Source organism: Helcococcus sp. KG196 (assembly GCF_046035495.1).
GTDB classification, from domain to species: Bacteria; Bacillota; Clostridia; order Tissierellales; family Peptoniphilaceae; genus Helcococcus; species Helcococcus ovis.
In genome coordinates this window covers 1-14,801 of the sequence record NZ_JBFNFI010000007.1, presented here as the reverse complement: position 1 = coordinate 14,801, position 14,801 = coordinate 1, and the positions used below count along the sequence as shown (strand labels likewise).

At 25.1% G+C, this 14,801-nt stretch carries 18 protein-coding genes and 3 pseudogenes; 19 read left to right on the top strand and 2 right to left on the bottom strand.

Features of this window, described 5'->3' with window-relative positions; genetic code table 11:
• Positions 1-6: 6 nt before the first annotated feature.
• The 19 genes and pseudogenes from ABGF45_RS04165 (at position 7) to ABGF45_RS04075 (ending at position 13,138) form a co-directional block, all read left to right on the top strand.
• The gene (locus ABGF45_RS04165) at positions 7-1,026 is read left to right on the top strand and encodes an endonuclease/exonuclease/phosphatase family protein (RefSeq protein ID WP_134744356.1); all 1,020 of its coding nucleotides are present in this window, start codon (positions 7-9) and stop codon (positions 1,024-1,026) included.
• A gap of 104 nt (positions 1,027-1,130) precedes the next feature.
• Positions 1,131-1,361, top strand: a pseudogene (locus ABGF45_RS04160) (sigma-70 family RNA polymerase sigma factor); the annotation flags it as partial.
• Positions 1,362-1,490: 129 nt separating this feature from the next.
• Positions 1,491-1,700, top strand: a complete 210-nt coding sequence (locus ABGF45_RS04155; RefSeq protein ID WP_134744355.1) for a helix-turn-helix transcriptional regulator — start codon at positions 1,491-1,493, stop codon at positions 1,698-1,700.
• Positions 1,690-2,082 carry a DUF2178 domain-containing protein gene (locus ABGF45_RS04150; protein ID WP_134744354.1) on the top strand — a complete coding sequence of 131 codons (393 nt, stop codon included), beginning with the start codon at positions 1,690-1,692 and terminating at the stop codon, positions 2,080-2,082. Before ABGF45_RS04155 ends, ABGF45_RS04150 begins: the two co-directional genes overlap by 11 nt.
• A gap of 61 nt (positions 2,083-2,143) precedes the next feature.
• Positions 2,144-2,992 (top strand): MerR family transcriptional regulator, encoded by an 849-nt coding sequence (locus ABGF45_RS04145; RefSeq protein WP_134744353.1) that lies wholly within the window; start codon positions 2,144-2,146, stop codon positions 2,990-2,992.
• A 514-nt stretch (positions 2,993-3,506) separates the two neighbouring features.
• Complete coding sequence (locus tag ABGF45_RS04140; RefSeq protein WP_134744352.1) at positions 3,507-3,704, top strand: excisionase; 198 nt, start codon at positions 3,507-3,509, stop codon at positions 3,702-3,704.
• 74 nt (positions 3,705-3,778) lie between these two features.
• Complete coding sequence (locus ABGF45_RS04135) at positions 3,779-3,913, top strand: integrase DNA-binding domain-containing protein (RefSeq protein WP_408112632.1); 135 nt, start codon at positions 3,779-3,781, stop codon at positions 3,911-3,913.
• Positions 3,888-4,736: pseudogene (locus ABGF45_RS04130) on the top strand (tyrosine-type recombinase/integrase); the annotation flags it as partial. The gene ABGF45_RS04135 and the pseudogene ABGF45_RS04130, both read left to right, overlap by 26 nt.
• Positions 4,737-4,879: 143 nt before the next feature.
• Positions 4,880-5,335, top strand: a pseudogene (locus tag ABGF45_RS04125) (lysine--tRNA ligase); the annotation flags it as partial.
• A gap of 347 nt (positions 5,336-5,682) precedes the next feature.
• Entirely contained in the window at positions 5,683-6,054 is a 372-nt protein-coding gene (locus ABGF45_RS04120; RefSeq protein ID WP_134710609.1) for a hypothetical protein, read from the top strand.
• A gap of 66 nt (positions 6,055-6,120) precedes the next feature.
• Positions 6,121-6,774, top strand: coding sequence for an ABC transporter ATP-binding protein (locus ABGF45_RS04115; protein ID WP_134744351.1), 654 nt, complete (start codon positions 6,121-6,123; stop codon positions 6,772-6,774).
• Entirely contained in the window at positions 6,764-9,289 is a 2,526-nt protein-coding gene (locus tag ABGF45_RS04110; RefSeq protein ID WP_134744350.1) for a hypothetical protein, read from the top strand. Before ABGF45_RS04115 ends, ABGF45_RS04110 begins: the two co-directional genes overlap by 11 nt.
• Before the next feature lie 730 nt (positions 9,290-10,019).
• Positions 10,020-10,346, top strand: coding sequence for a DUF6442 family protein (locus tag ABGF45_RS04105; protein ID WP_134744597.1), 327 nt, complete (start codon positions 10,020-10,022; stop codon positions 10,344-10,346).
• 1 nt (position 10,347) lies between these two features.
• The gene (locus ABGF45_RS04100; RefSeq protein ID WP_134710613.1) at positions 10,348-10,563 is read left to right on the top strand and encodes a helix-turn-helix transcriptional regulator; all 216 of its coding nucleotides are present in this window, start codon (positions 10,348-10,350) and stop codon (positions 10,561-10,563) included.
• A 79-nt stretch (positions 10,564-10,642) separates the two neighbouring features.
• Positions 10,643-11,005, top strand: a complete 363-nt coding sequence (locus ABGF45_RS04095) for a TIGR02328 family protein (protein WP_134744596.1) — start codon at positions 10,643-10,645, stop codon at positions 11,003-11,005.
• Positions 11,006-11,032: 27 nt separating this feature from the next.
• Positions 11,033-11,491, top strand: a complete 459-nt coding sequence (locus ABGF45_RS04090) for an HIT family protein (RefSeq protein ID WP_134744595.1) — start codon at positions 11,033-11,035, stop codon at positions 11,489-11,491.
• A 43-nt stretch (positions 11,492-11,534) separates the two neighbouring features.
• Positions 11,535-12,044 carry a GNAT family N-acetyltransferase gene (locus tag ABGF45_RS04085; RefSeq protein ID WP_134744594.1) on the top strand — a complete coding sequence of 170 codons (510 nt, stop codon included), beginning with the start codon at positions 11,535-11,537 and terminating at the stop codon, positions 12,042-12,044.
• 5 nt (positions 12,045-12,049) lie between these two features.
• On the top strand, positions 12,050-12,547 hold the full coding sequence (locus tag ABGF45_RS04080) for a GNAT family N-acetyltransferase (protein ID WP_134744593.1): 498 nt from the start codon (positions 12,050-12,052) through the stop codon (positions 12,545-12,547).
• A gap of 15 nt (positions 12,548-12,562) precedes the next feature.
• Complete coding sequence (locus tag ABGF45_RS04075; RefSeq protein ID WP_134744592.1) at positions 12,563-13,138, top strand: histidine phosphatase family protein; 576 nt, start codon at positions 12,563-12,565, stop codon at positions 13,136-13,138.
• A gap of 419 nt (positions 13,139-13,557) precedes the next feature.
• Here the strand turns inward: ABGF45_RS04075 and ABGF45_RS04070 are convergent, their stop codons facing one another.
• Positions 13,558-13,992 carry a hypothetical protein gene (locus tag ABGF45_RS04070; RefSeq protein ID WP_134710619.1) on the bottom strand — a complete coding sequence of 145 codons (435 nt, stop codon included), beginning with the start codon at positions 13,990-13,992 and terminating at the stop codon, positions 13,558-13,560.
• Positions 13,993-14,003: 11 nt separating this feature from the next.
• A complete protein-coding gene (locus ABGF45_RS04065) occupies positions 14,004-14,510 on the bottom strand; it encodes a hypothetical protein (protein ID WP_134710620.1) in 507 nt (168 codons plus the stop codon).
• Between the last annotated feature and the right edge of the window lie 291 nt (positions 14,511-14,801).

Sequence of the window (14,801 nt, the reverse complement as noted above, 5' to 3'; positions counted from 1 at the left end):
TTCAATATGAAAAAGAAGGAAATTATCATTTTTATAATTTTTTTAATATATACAGTATTAGGATGTAGTTATGTTTTTTTCTCGCGTAGCAAGTTAAATAATGTACTTTCAACAAAATTTGGGTTTGCTCATTTGTACTCTTTTTCTACATTGATAGGATTTATGATGATAATTTTTTCGATATTGATGATCTCAATATCAATATTTAGAAATGGTTTTAAATTGAAAACTGATGTTGCAAATATAATTTTAATGGGCACTTCGATTTTTTCTATATTATTTATTTATTTTGGAATGGATAATAAAAAAATCGAAGCACAACATACAGATAATAGAACAATAAAATTGGTTGAATGGAATGTAGCTAACAATATAAACGAAAAAAACATTCAAGATATTTTTGGTAAATTTGATGCTGATATAGTAGTATTTCCGGAACTGGACGGATACGAAAAAGGAGATATGTCTAATAAAAGATTAGCTAATTTATTTAAACAAGCGAATGTTGATTTTGAAAAGTATGTGGCATATGTATCAGAACCAACAGAAGGAAGTATAGCACCCGTTACAATTGTAATAAAGAAAACTTTTGGGAAATATAACATTTACAATAAAACTCCGATGACAAGATTTGGAACGTTGTACCTATCATCAACGTCAAAAAATAATCCGGATATTATTGGATTACACACAGCACCTCCGCTTCCAGGACTAATGAGCTTATGGCAAAGAGACCTAGATTTAATTGCAGCAATTTCTAATAACAATCAAGATTCAATAATAATTGGTGATTTTAATGCGACGATGAAACATGGAAACCTTAATAATATTAAAACACACATAGATATTTTGGAATATGCCGCAAAACTTAATTCGGGAACATGGAACACAAAGCTTCCATCAATTTTTAGAGTAAGAATAGACCATATTTTAATACCGAGAAATAAATATAATGTGAAAAGTGTAGAAATTAAAAAGTATCCAAATTCAGATCATTTGTGCGTGTTTGCTGAAATACAAGAATAAAAATACGATTACATTATAAGAATAGCGACTAAGAATAAATCTTAGTCGCTATTCTTTGTTCAAAAAACAGAAAGAGAGGAAAATAAAATGAAAAATATAGATGAAAAAATTTTGATGTTGAAAAGATAATTCAAACACAGATAATGATAGAAGCTGTAAGGAGTGCCTTATCTAAACTAAGTGTTGATGAAATAGAAATAATTGATAGGCTATATTTTGATGATGAAACTCTTAGGAAAGTCGCAAAAGAAAAAAGCATATCGCATCCAGCTTTGATTAAGAGAAGGAATAAGATATTAGAAAAGCTAAGGGAGCTATTAAAAGACTTTAGATAGAAGTTTTGTAAAGGAGCAGGCAGAGTAAAATTTGTCTGCTTCCTTTAATGGAAAGCTAACTTGACATTTATGGGAGTAGCGATTATACTATATGTAAAGCTAACTTTCCGTTCTAGAAGGAGATATAATGTGAAAAATAGACTTGAAGAAATCAGAAAAGAAAAAGGTATAACGCAAGAAGAATTAGCTAATGCTCTTGAAGTATCAAGACAGACAGTTGGTTCTTTGGAAAATGGAAGATATAATCCGTCCATTATGTTGGCATTTAAAATTGCTAGGTTATTTAATTTGTCAATTGAAGATGTATTTATTTACGAGGAGGAAAAAAATGAAAAATAATAAAATATGGTATATAGGATATGTAATAGGAATCTGTAGCTTAATTTTAGTGTTTGCCCTCAAGTTGAATGAAGCTACCGAAATTGCATTAACTTTTATTTTTGCTATTTGTGTATCCGTGTCGCATGTGAAAATTATGCATCATAAAATGATGGAGAAAGACCATGATTACAAAGTAAGCGTAAGGGATGAAAGAAATGAAAAAATCAGAGATAAGGTAAACGCATCAATGGCATCTATATTAATGCTTCTAATGGGAATGATTGCAGTTGTATGTATTTCGGTAAAAGCATATTTACCAGCAGCTCTTTTAGCAATTTCAGTTGGGTGTTCTCCAATAATTATGTTTTTTATCAATAGATATTATGAGAAAAAATATTAAGATAAGCCTTGACCTGTCCATTAGGGACTGGGATATCCTTTAATAAAGGAGGTGTTAGACCATGCTTAGAAATGAAATTCAAGAGAAAACAGGTTTGACTAGAAAAGCAATCGAGTATTATGAAGAAAAAGGTTTGATTAAGCCTTTAAAATTGGAAAATGGCTATCGAGATTATAGTAATCAAGATTTAGAAACTCTAAATAAAATATATTTGTTTAGAAAGATTGGTCTAAGAATATCTGAGATTGAAGAATGTTTATCGTCAAGTAGTAGATCACTAGCTTCAATTCTTAGAAGAAAAGAATATCATTTGGAAATTGAACAAAAAAGAAAAGAAGTTATTGAATTGATGGTTAAAAAGGAAAGCCAAGATATTATCAATGGTAAAATTGCTTTGATTGAAGCGGAAGAAAGCATTTATGAAAAATTAGAAAATGCCTTCCCTGGATATTTCGGACAGCTAATATTTTCTGCTTATCAACCATTTTTGAATGAGACATTGGACGAAGAAGGCAAAGTTGCATATAAAGAGTTTGTTACATATCTAGACAGCCTACCTTCATTTACACTTACCAAGGAAGAACAAGAGTATATCGAAGAAGTTAGCACTATTTATGATATGAACACATTAAAAGAAGTTAATGAATCCAAAATTAAGGCTATAGAGAATTCTGAAAAATGGCTAGAAGAAAATAAGGAGATATTGTCTCAATATCAAGATTATAAAAACAGCTATGAGTATCAAAATAGCCTAATGAAAATCATTCAAGATAAACTACAAAAATATATGCAAGATAACAAGTACTATGAAATAGCAATTCCACTCATTAGAAAGTTTAGTAAAGGATATAACGAGTATTACCGTAAGTTGTTTATTGCAAATGATGAATATCTTAAAATTATTGATTAATAAGGAATATGGCATCGGCTTCGAGAAAGTCGGTGCTTTTTCTTTTTCAAAAAATGAAAAATCTAGTTACCAAGAAGGATAAATTTTAACTCTAAAAGTGTAGGGGGAAATTTATCCTTTTGCTTTTAAGTAGAAATGAACTATTCCCAAAATAAGCAAAATATTCCTACATGGCATTAAGCCATTTGTACCTTGACAACTGAATAGACCATGGTAGGACTTTATCCATTTGCTGAGAATTATGACCTACGCCAAGACTTTTCTGCTGAGTAATTCGGTTTAAATAAATACTGGGAAATCCAAGGATAAAAGAAAAAGAGCGATAGATAGGAATACATAAAGGATAGTGTGGCAACTAATCTTCTGTGATGTAAATGGTGATAATGATATTTCAATAGTTTAAGCTGGCTCGTCTAAATAAGGGGCGGTGGTTAGATTCCAATGTAGCAGCCAATGAACCTACCAATGTCAAAAAACTTATTACTTTATATTTATTTGTATAAGGAGAATTGATATGGATGAAAATATAAAGATTTCGGATAAAGCTTTTTTAACATTGAAAGAAGCATCTGATTATTTTAATATTGGACAAGATAAAATAAGAAAACTTACAAATGAAAAAGAGTGTGAATTTGTATTATTTAATGGAAGTAAAAGACTTATAAAAAAAGATAATATTGAAAAATATTTAAATGGGCAGTATTCAATTTAGAGTATTTTAAATAAAATGAATTCGTGATATAATCATTTAAATGAGTTCTTTTTTAGAAAGGACAGGTAGTTATTTTGAATAGAAGAAAAGACAGTAAAGGAGTAGTTCTTAAAGAAGGTGAGCATCAAAGAGCAAATGGGACATATGAATATAAGTGGAGAGATAAAATAGGTAAAAGAAAATCAAGGATTAAAGGTAGCAACTATTGATTGCGTTCATACAGTATTACATCAGGTTTTAGAATTAGCAGTTGATGATGAGTACCTTAGATTTAATCCATCTGATAATGCATTAAAAGAATTAAAGGTAGCTTATCGAAATGAAACGCCTAAAAAAAAATCTATGACAGTTGACGAACAAGAAATATTTGAAAATTTTTTGTTTTCAAGTAATGAATATAAAAGGTGGTATCCTATATTCATTGTTATGTTATGGACAGGAATGAGAGTAGGAGAAGTTACTGGATTACAGTGGAAAGATATTGATTTTGAAAATAATTTAATTAACGTTAATCGCACCCTTGTTTATTATAGTAAAGGGAAAGGGTTAAGTAATAAGTATGCAATAAATACGCCAAAGACAAGATCGGGTAAAAGAACGATTCCTATGATGAAAAAAGTAAAAGATGCTTTGATTATGGAAAAGCAGATGCAAAAAATATTTGAAATTAAGTGTTGCGACTCTATTGATGGACTTTGTGATTTTGTATTTTTAAATAGATTTGGGAAAGTGCATAATAATGGTACATTGAATAAAGCATTGAGAAGGATAGTTAGAGATTGTAACTTAGCCTTAATTGATAAAAATAAATCAACCAATTTAGTTTTAGTTCCACATTTAAGTAATCATATTTTTAGGCATACATTTACTACTAGGCTTAATGAACAAAACATTAATACAAAAGCTATGCAGTCAATTCTAGGGCATTCAGATATTTCGACGACTATGGATATATATGTAGATGCTACACAAGATTTCAATATAGAGCAGATGAAAGTTTTTGAAAATGCATTTAATCTAAAGAATTATTAGTTACTACAGTTTTACGACTGATTTACGACAATTTACTAGATACTTAGATAGAGATATGAATAGTTGTAATATATGAATTATATTGAAATTATTGGGAATTTAATATTTATAGAGTTTTAAATAGTTAACAAAAATTTTTTGATATATTCCCAACGATGAAGCCAATTGGTGGAGAAAAGATTTCTAAATCACAAAGCAATCAAGAAATATCTGCTCCAAAATTAGATTTATCAAAAGTTAAGGTAGAGCCTTTATTTGAAGAGTTTGTAGACTTTGAAACATTCCAAAAATCTGATTTCAGAGTAGTTAAGGTATTAAATTGTGAAGAAGTTCCAAAATCTAAGAAGTTATTGAAGTTTACATTAAATGATGGCTCCGGAGTTGATAGAACGATTTTATCAGGGATTAAAGAATACTATTCAGCAGAAGAATTAATTGGTAAGACATTAGTTGCAATTACAAACTTACCAGAAAGAAAGATGATGGGCATCCCATCACAAGGTATGTTGATATCTGCTGTATATGAATATGAAGAAAAAGAAGGTTTGAACTTGTTGATGTTAGATAGTAACATTCCAGCAGGGGCGAAATTGTATTAAAATAAAAAAACAAGATGATTTGGGCAGAGCCCTGCGGATTGATTCGAAATCATCTTGTTTTTTGTCTGTAAAGTTATATTATTAAATTTATTTATGGAGTTGTCGATATTTTGTCGACAACTGAAACTTAAGTTATTAGATTTTGTATATGTCTCAAAGTTATAATTATTTTAAGTTAGTAAACATTAAAATTAAATAAATCTAAAATATTGTAAATGATTTATTATTTATCATTATTAATATATTAATATTTCTAAATAATTAATTATTATTTAGATTATATATTGAAAAAAAAACATAAATATGTTATCTTGGAGTTAAGAAATATTAAAAAAAGGAGGTATTTGATGAATTTTAATAAGGTTCGAAAGATTTTGCTTGGGATATCATTTGTATTATTAGTGTTTATTTTTAATAGTTTTACATTTGCGATAAATGGAGATTTGGAACATATACATGGAAATGTTGATTGGGGATTTTATAAACACGGTTATGCTATAACTGAATCTACAGCACCAGAAAACATATTAATGAATAAAATAACGGTTAGTTTTAATGATAATTCAGGTTATACAAATTTTGCTTCAACTGCAAATAGTACATATTGCAAAGTAACTACAAATAGATTGAATGGTAGAACAGGTACACATTATGCATATTATTATGTAGATGGAAATCAAGTTCATGAATCAACACAAGCTTGGAAATTCAACAATTAATATAATCAAGAAAAGAAAGATAAAATTTTATCTTTCTTTCATTGATTATATTACAAAGAGGTAAATATGATTAAATTAAATAATATTTCAGCGGGATACAATAATAAAATAATCTTAAAAAATATTAATCTGGAATTAAATGAAGGTGAAATAGTAACAATAGTTGGCAAAAGTGGAAGCGGTAAGTCAACATTGTTAAAACTATTAAATGGTACTTTAAAGCCTAGAGATGGTAAGTATTTTTTTAATGGAAATGAAGTTAATATTATGTCTGATGATGAAATTAAGTTAAAATGTACACGAAAAATTGGATTTGTTTGGCAAAATTATAGACTTATACCTGATATTTCTGTATTAAACAATATCATGATACCATCAATAATATATGGTGAAAAAGTTGATAAAAACTATTTAGATGAAATTTTAGATTTGCTTGAAATAAAAAAATACAAATATTCATATGTATCTGATTTATCTGGAGGGGAGCAACAACGAGTTGCTTTAGCAAGGGCAATTATGCTAAATCCTAAAGTTATAATGGCTGATGAACCGACAGGTGCACTTGACAGTAAAACATCAAATAATTTAATTGAATTATTTTTAGAGATTAATAAAAAATATGATACATTGTGCATAATAGCAACTCATGATACAGATTTAGCAAAAATTGGTACTAAGAAAATTACAATTTCTGATGGGGAGATATTTAATGAAAAGTAGTCTAAAGCTGATAAAAGCTTCAATCAGCAAAAAATCACGTAATTTTTGGATAACTTTATTTATTTCTTCAATTATTTTGCTAATTTTATTTTTTTCAAATTCTATAATAAATATAAATCAGGAAAGAATAATTGATAGTAAATTTTCCTTATATGGATCTTTTAATACAATAATTTATCAAGAAAAAGATGAATATATAGATACAGGATATAATTCACATGCATATATTGATATTTTTAAACAAGGAGATTTTATTGTTGGAAGTTTTTATAATGGAGCGGAGAATTATTCTTTTTCATCAAATAATGACTATATAAAGAATTTAGAACATGATAGTGCTATAATAACAAAAAGCTTAGCTTCAAAACTAAAGATTTTAATTAATGATAAAATTAAAATAAATGGTAAAAAATTTACTGTAAAAAGTATTATTAATGACTTTGGATATAATTGGATAAAAGGCTTTAGAGAGGAAAATAAAAAATTATATACTCCAAATGTATTAATAAATAACCAAACATTTTTAAATTTGCAAAAAAATGAAAATTATAGGATTACATTATTGAATGAAAATGAAGTTAATAAAATTGATTTTAATAATATAAAGGGAAATTACTATGAAAATAAACCAATAAAAGATGACGCAAATTTGTTTTTATTTTCATATCCAAAAGAGTTTTATTTTACTCAAATTTCTATACTATTTTTATTATCTTTTTTTATCTTTAGTTCATATACTATTAATTCTAAAGAAAGATATTTATTATATAGGCACTTAGGAATTCGAGAATCTAATTTATTTCTTGTTGTAAGTTTAGAAATATTGATAATTGCTTTTAGTTGTATATTACTTAGTTTTACATTAAATGTATTGTTAGTTTATTTGTTTAAAAATGCCATGAATATTTCAAAAGTGGAATATAATATTATTAAAGGATATTTTTATGTTAGACTTTACATTTTTTCTTATTTATTTGCAGCAACTGTCTGTGCAATATTTTCAAGTAAAATATTAAATCAAAAGCAAAATTCAAGCAACATTAAAAAAGACAAGATAATGTCATTAAGTAAAATATTAAAAGGTAAAAGTAATTTAATAGTTTACTCATCAATGATATTAATAATTATATATATGTCATTTACGTTCATTGGTTCATTAAATAATATTGAAAATAAAAATAAAATAGTTGAATTATATGGACAAATAAAAAAAGACTATGACTTTCAGATTAATTATATTGAAAAACATATTCCTCAAAATTACATTTTAAGAGGAAATGATTTTGTAAATGTTGCTGATTATATGAATAATAAACTTGATATAACTCAATTCTATTATTATAACCATAATAATCAACTTTCAGATGTTTTAGAAAAATTAAAAAATAATAAATATATAAAAAAGATTGATCAATTTTATGAAAATTATTATGTATATATTCCTTTGAGAAAAGAATTAGTAGATTCACAATTTTTTAAAATACTTAATAATGGTGTATTAAATACAAATGTTGATTTTTGGAAAAAATATTTTAATGAACAAAATAAAAAACTTGTATTAGCAAATATTATTGCAATGCCAGACTTTATTTTAGAAACTGTGCTTAAAGAAATTTCCAGTGAAGTTGATATTACGAATTTATTAAATGGAGACTCCGGAATACTTATTTCACCATCAATCAGTTTAACATCAGAAGATTCCTCTTTAGATAATCAGAAAACATTTTATTGGGAATATAAAGAATCGGGGGAAAATATATTACGAGATGAAAAGTTGTTAGATTATAATGACATTGATATATACTTTCCTAAAGCAAATGAAAACATTGCAGGATTTTTGAATGATAAAATTTTAGATAAATTAGATGTTAAAGTAGATAAAGTCAATTTGCCATTGGTATCAAAGACTTATAAAAATATTGGATGGTTCGATTTAGATAGTCATGTACTTTCATCATATAGAATATTAGTTTCAGATAAGTTTTTTAAGAAAAATAACATTAATTATGAGCCTACAAGATTACATATTTATTTAAATAATTTTGATAAAGCCAATGATGTTGCAAAAGAAATATATAATTCAACAAGCAAGATTAAGAATTTACATATAAAAAATTTATCAAACTATTTAGAGGAATTTCACAACTTCCAATATCTTAAATCATTTATTATAGTTTTATATATAATATTAATATTTTGCATTTTGTTTTTTTCTTCAATTGGAGCTTTAAATACATACTGGATGCTAAATGAAAATTATTTTATTTTGTTTAGAGATTTAGGTATGACAAATCGAAATTTAATATTATTAAATATGAAAAATTTATTTAAATATTTTATAGTATTATTTATCATTCAAATAGTTTTTTATTTTATTGTTTATAAAAATATAAGTAGTTTTTATAATAATATTAATGTTTATATTAGAATTATGATACAAATAATACCATTTGTTTTTAATTTAATTGTCTCTTATATTATTTTTAAGAAAAGAAGTAGAGAACTAAATAGCTAAATTTATTGTGGATTAATTTTAATTTAATTCAATAATATAGTACAACGTACTAAAAAAGGTCTATGCTAATATAGCATTTTTAATTACACTATAATTATACTAAAACAAGATGATTTCTCACGTCCTCGGGCAGAGCCCTGCGGATTGATTTGGAATCATCTTGTTATATATATCTTTTAATAGAATGGAATGAATTGGTAAAGATAATATAATGGGTTTTAATTATAGTTTTATTATAAATCAAACCAAATATTTATATACAAAAATAATAGTTTTAAATTTTAAGATATTATTAAAATAAAATCAAACTAAAGCTGGTTATTACATAGTAATGGTTTGATTTTTTAGCTTTTAATAGTGTAAATAATCAAACCAATATCAATAATTAATTACTTATGGTATTAAATATTTTTTTATTATTAAAAAAAATAAAACCAATATAGTTTTTAATTTGATTATGGTATTAAATAAATTAAAGGTAAAAATATAACATGAATATTAGAAAAATGATAGATTTAATTTATCTGTGTCTCTATAAGCAAAATAAAGTATGTAATTTAAATTGCTTATGGAGTTTTTTTAATTAGATTTTTAAAACGAAAAAATGAAGTGTTTGAATTCTCTGAAAAATATTATTTACTAATATTTTTTTATTTAAGAATTATAATATATTGACAAGTAAAATTTTCAAGAGTATAATAATGAAAAGTATACTTGGCAGGAGGGGTTTATGGATAAGGAAGATATTTTAAATAAATTTAAGATTGAAAATAGTTTGGGGGATGTGCGAGAAAATTATGTTAGTGTAAAATCATATTCGTATGGGATTATTTTTTCTACAGTTACATTCTTATTGATATTTATTATATCATTGGTGAAAAATTTAGATTATACAACTGCTTCTCTTATGTTTGTATCTATAATTATTGGCAATTCGACATATAAATATTTTAAGGAAAGAAAAAATATGAAGTTTTTACAAAAAATATTTTATATATGTTTTATAATAGGTGGGAGTATTCTTTATATCTCTTATTTAATTAAGATAGTTGGTTAAAATGAATGAGAAATTAAAGTTAAAAAATAGACTTAAAAGTATAAGAAATGAAAAAAAAATTACTCAACAAAATTTGGCTGATATGGTTGGAGTTTCAAGGAATACCATTAGTTCAATAGAAACCGGTGAATTTTGTCCTACATCCAGACTTGCATTAATATTGTGTATTGCATTGGATAAAAAGTTTGAAGATATATTTTATTTTGACTTGGAATAAAAGTTATTAATTATATTAGTTAGTAAATTTTCTAGGAATTATACATTTTGTGATAAGATTTTGCAAGGAGTGATATTTTATGAGACTATGGCATGAAGAAATTATTAATAAACTACCCAGACAACAACTATTAGGACAACATAGAGAATGCTGTGCACTTAGAGGTAATGGCTGGGGGAAACCACATTCAACTGTAAATTATGTGTTTAACTATAATCCTTACAAATTATATCAATATCACATTTTGATACTGAATGAAATGGAAAAAAGAGGTTATAAACCTGATAATTTTTGGAGAAATTCAAATTATAGAGGAAAAACATGTGCTCCATATTATAGTGTTGAAGAAATTGAATTAACGAAACCCGTATATCCTGAACATGATGATGAATATTTGAAAGAGTGTATTGAAAACTTATTTGAAAAAGGGATAGAAATTTAGAAAAAATAATTTTAAAAGGATGAATTTATGTGTCTTATTTGTGAAAGAATAAAAATAATTGAAGATGGTACAAATCCATATTTTGTTAAAGAGTTGAATACGGGATATGTAGTTTTAGGTGATCATCAATATTTTAAGGGGTATACGATTTTTATTTGTAAATATCATAAAAATGAAATTTTTGAATTAGATAGGGATTATAAAATCAAGTATTTAGAGGAAGTGTCTATAGTTGCAGAAGCTGTTTCTAATGCTTTTCAATGCGAAAAAATGAATTATGAATTGCTTGGAAATGGTGATCCTCATTTACATTGGCACCTTTTTCCAAGAAATAATGGTGATTTAGGAGAATACGGACACAATGGAAAAGGTCCAGTATGGTGGATTCAGATGGAAAAAATGTATGATGATTCAAATCGACCAACAGATATGGAACTAGATAAAATGAAACAAAAGTTACTATTTGAATTAAATAAATTAATTTGAAAAATAGTCAAAATTATTTTTAGTATAAAAGGAAATAATTAAAATGAACATAGAATTAATTGAAGCAAACGAAAAATTAATAGAAATATCATGTTTTCTTATAAAACAATTTTGGAAAGAGCATAATGGTGTTTTCCTTGATGATATAGAAATAGAGGTTGATTATAAAAATTGGACTGATAATGGTCACAAATTATTTTTAGTAAAAGTTGAAAAAAATTATATTGGATTTGCGCATCTTGGAAATAGAGGAGCTAAAATTGATTGGTTAGAAGATATTTTTATAATTAAAGAATATCAAAATAATGGAATTGGAAGTAAAGTAATTAAGAAACTAGAAAAATATGTTAAAGAATATTCACAATCTTTATATATAGAGGTTGCAGCAAGAAATTTAAGTGCAATGAGATTATACAATAAATTAGGATATGATTGCTTAAATACTATCACAATTAGAAAAGATTTTAATGAAGATGATTTTGATATTATTAAAAGGGAAAAAATTGATGGATACAATTTTAATATTAAAAAATATAAAAAGAGTACGAGATAAATAAAATGATAGTTAAACTAAATAAAAAACACATAGATAAAATTGATAATAATTTTATTGAGCAAAATTGGGGATCAAGAAAAGTTATTTTAGAAAAATATTTAATTGAGCAACAAAATAATGAAAGAATAGTTATTGTGGATGAAATTGATAATGACTGTACAGGATATATTACATTAGTTATTAATCAAAATTCTGGACCATTTAAAGATACAAATATCCCAGAAATTGTTGACTTTAATGTTTTTGAAAAATATCAAAAAAATGGAATAGGTCAAAAACTTTTAACTGCAGTTATAGATAAAGCTAAAGAATTTAGTGATAAGGTAGGTATTGGTGTAGGATTAAATTCAAATTATGGTAAGGCTCAAAGATTATATGTAAAAAATGGATTTATTCCAAATGGAACTGGAATTTATTATGAAGGTAAAGTTTTACCAGTAAATGAAAAATGTATAAATAATGATGAATTAGCATTGTATTTTATAAAAGAAATTAAATAATTTTTTGGAGGATTAATGCAAATAATTTTTGTTAGACATGGCGAAAGTGAAGCAAATAAATTAAATAAAAATGAATATACCATATGTACAGGACAATTTGATACACCACTTAGTGAGTTAGGTATTAAGCAAATTTTAAAATTGAGAGATAATGAAATTTTTGAGAAATTTGATAAATTATATTCATCAGATTTGATTCGTGCTTATGATACAGCATTAGCTATCACATCATCAGAAAATATTATTGTTGATAAAAGGCTTAGAGAAAGATCTTTAGGAGCTTTTGAGGGGCAATTAGTTAAAGAATTGAAAATACATCCTGAATATTCAAAATATTTTTATGATGAAGAATTAAAACATTTTGCTCATAGTTTTGTAGTCAAAGCACCTGGTGGAGAAAATTATGCCGATGTTGAAAATAGGGTTAGATTATTTTGGGAAGAAATTAAAGATAAGAATTACAATAAAATCGTTATTGTTGCACATTTATATACTATTAGAGTATTTTTTAAGATATTATTTAATATTTCGGAAGAAGAGTGTATAAATTACAAAATCAATAATGCAGAGCCATTAGTAGTAAATATTTAAGTGTATTTCAAATTTATTTTATTTTTAAAGTATTTTGTTGGTCAAAAGAGATAATATTTTATTCTTTTAGAAAATTAATTTAAAACTATTTACAAAAAAATATTGACATTCAATACTGCCTGACTTTTTGATTTAAACATAAAAATATGATGCTAAGCTAGGTTTTAAAACCTATGGCTTAGCATATCATTGTTTGTTAACCACAATAAGAAAAAGTACGCAATTTTGCATACTTTTTTGCTTTTTATATTACATTCTTATCTGAGCTATTACTGTTCTTATAAGTTTTTTAAGTATCATTAAATTTTTTTACCATTGAAGAATTAGGAAATATATTAACTATATATTATACAAAGTGTCTAGATTGTAACGATAGTTGAAAATAGTATAAAATAACAGGAAATTATAAGTATCTGGTCTTAATTATTTAAATAAACGACTTCTAATTTTTTATTCGAATTTTCTGATATTTTAAAGTTATATTCCTTATTAAAATCGATTATTAATTCTTCAGTAATATTAGTCGATAAATTATCTTCTAATATAATGTTTGACGATTTTGCCTTGTCAATGTCTTTAGTTAAATAAAATTTGAATTTAATTTTATCATTTTCTTTTATCTTATAAGGACTTCTGCTTTTTATTTTAAAATTTACACTACTTCCTAATTGCTTAAAATTAGACTTTGTTATAGAAGAACCTCCTGATACTTTATTATTTATGTAATATTCATAAGAAATCATATAGATTTTATCATCTAAATCTAAATTTATATTTATAGATAATTCTTTTTTTTTGTTACATCCAGTAATAGTTATCATTATTAAAATTATAATAATAATTGTTTTTTTCATAATAAACCTTTCTATTGAAAATAATACCATCCTCTTTCAAAATAGGTTGTATATTTTTCTAAAGGAATAAGACTATCATAAGCTCTTGCACTAACTGAATATAAATTCGTATCATGTATGTTTGCTGCGTGTTCAGTATATTTTCTACCTCCTATAACACTACTTCCTTGTCTTGTGTAGTCTATCCAACCTTGTCTTACATTTCTATTCGCAACTAATCCATATCCATCTGATGATTTTGTTTTGTAAATTGCTCTAAACTGCAAGTATCCATCATAGATAAATTGGAGAGTTTCTGTAGATATAGCATAATTAGGAGAACTTATTTCATTAGACCTTAGTGAAAAAGGCTTTAATTCACCATTATTATGAGCTGGGGTTTTTATTGTATTTCCTATTATCATATCGTCTTTTATATATTCTCCATCTATTAATTCTACATTATTTGCTTTTGCTGTATTTATTGATATCACTAATATAGTACATATTAATAATATTAATGTTATTTTCTTAAACATATCATCTTCCCCCTTTTTATTTTTTAACTACTAAATTGCGAACCTTTTCTTATTCCACATTTCCATATTTATTATATATACTATTTACAATAATATAATATCATTTATTTATTTTTTTTCAATAGAAAAAGTTTTCTTATTTATTTATATAATATATATTTTTATATAGAAAAGGAGATTTTAAGTATATTGGAATTTTATAAAAAAATATTTGAAACTTTTATCACTTTAAATCGGAGAGATAAGTTTTTATTCCATTTATTAAGCTGTTGACGAAATTTTAATAAGATT

Bases quoted from the DNA above. Each gene is read 5' to 3' on its own strand.
- ABGF45_RS04100 (WP_134710613.1), top strand. From the start codon at position 10,348: ATGAATGAGAAATTAAAGTTAAAAAATAGACTTAAAAGTATAAGAAAT.
- ABGF45_RS04145 (WP_134744353.1), top strand. From the start codon at position 2,144: ATGCTTAGAAATGAAATTCAAGAGAAAACAGGTTTGACTAGAAAAGCA.
- ABGF45_RS04110 (WP_134744350.1), top strand. From the start codon at position 6,764: ATGAAAAGTAGTCTAAAGCTGATAAAAGCTTCAATCAGCAAAAAATCA.
- ABGF45_RS04090 (WP_134744595.1), top strand. From the start codon at position 11,033: ATGTGTCTTATTTGTGAAAGAATAAAAATAATTGAAGATGGTACAAAT.
- ABGF45_RS04165 (WP_134744356.1), top strand. From the start codon at position 7: ATGAAAAAGAAGGAAATTATCATTTTTATAATTTTTTTAATATATACA.
- ABGF45_RS04115 (WP_134744351.1), top strand. From the start codon at position 6,121: ATGATTAAATTAAATAATATTTCAGCGGGATACAATAATAAAATAATC.
- ABGF45_RS04070 (WP_134710619.1), bottom strand. From the start codon at position 13,992: ATGAAAAAAACAATTATTATTATAATTTTAATAATGATAACTATTACT.
- ABGF45_RS04120 (WP_134710609.1), top strand. From the start codon at position 5,683: ATGAATTTTAATAAGGTTCGAAAGATTTTGCTTGGGATATCATTTGTA.
- ABGF45_RS04150 (WP_134744354.1), top strand. From the start codon at position 1,690: ATGAAAAATAATAAAATATGGTATATAGGATATGTAATAGGAATCTGT.
- ABGF45_RS04140 (WP_134744352.1), top strand. From the start codon at position 3,507: ATGGATGAAAATATAAAGATTTCGGATAAAGCTTTTTTAACATTGAAA.
- ABGF45_RS04075 (WP_134744592.1), top strand. From the start codon at position 12,563: ATGCAAATAATTTTTGTTAGACATGGCGAAAGTGAAGCAAATAAATTA.
- ABGF45_RS04095 (WP_134744596.1), top strand. From the start codon at position 10,643: ATGAGACTATGGCATGAAGAAATTATTAATAAACTACCCAGACAACAA.
- ABGF45_RS04105 (WP_134744597.1), top strand. From the start codon at position 10,020: ATGGATAAGGAAGATATTTTAAATAAATTTAAGATTGAAAATAGTTTG.
- ABGF45_RS04085 (WP_134744594.1), top strand. From the start codon at position 11,535: ATGAACATAGAATTAATTGAAGCAAACGAAAAATTAATAGAAATATCA.
- ABGF45_RS04080 (WP_134744593.1), top strand. From the start codon at position 12,050: ATGATAGTTAAACTAAATAAAAAACACATAGATAAAATTGATAATAAT.
- ABGF45_RS04065 (WP_134710620.1), bottom strand. From the start codon at position 14,510: ATGTTTAAGAAAATAACATTAATATTATTAATATGTACTATATTAGTG.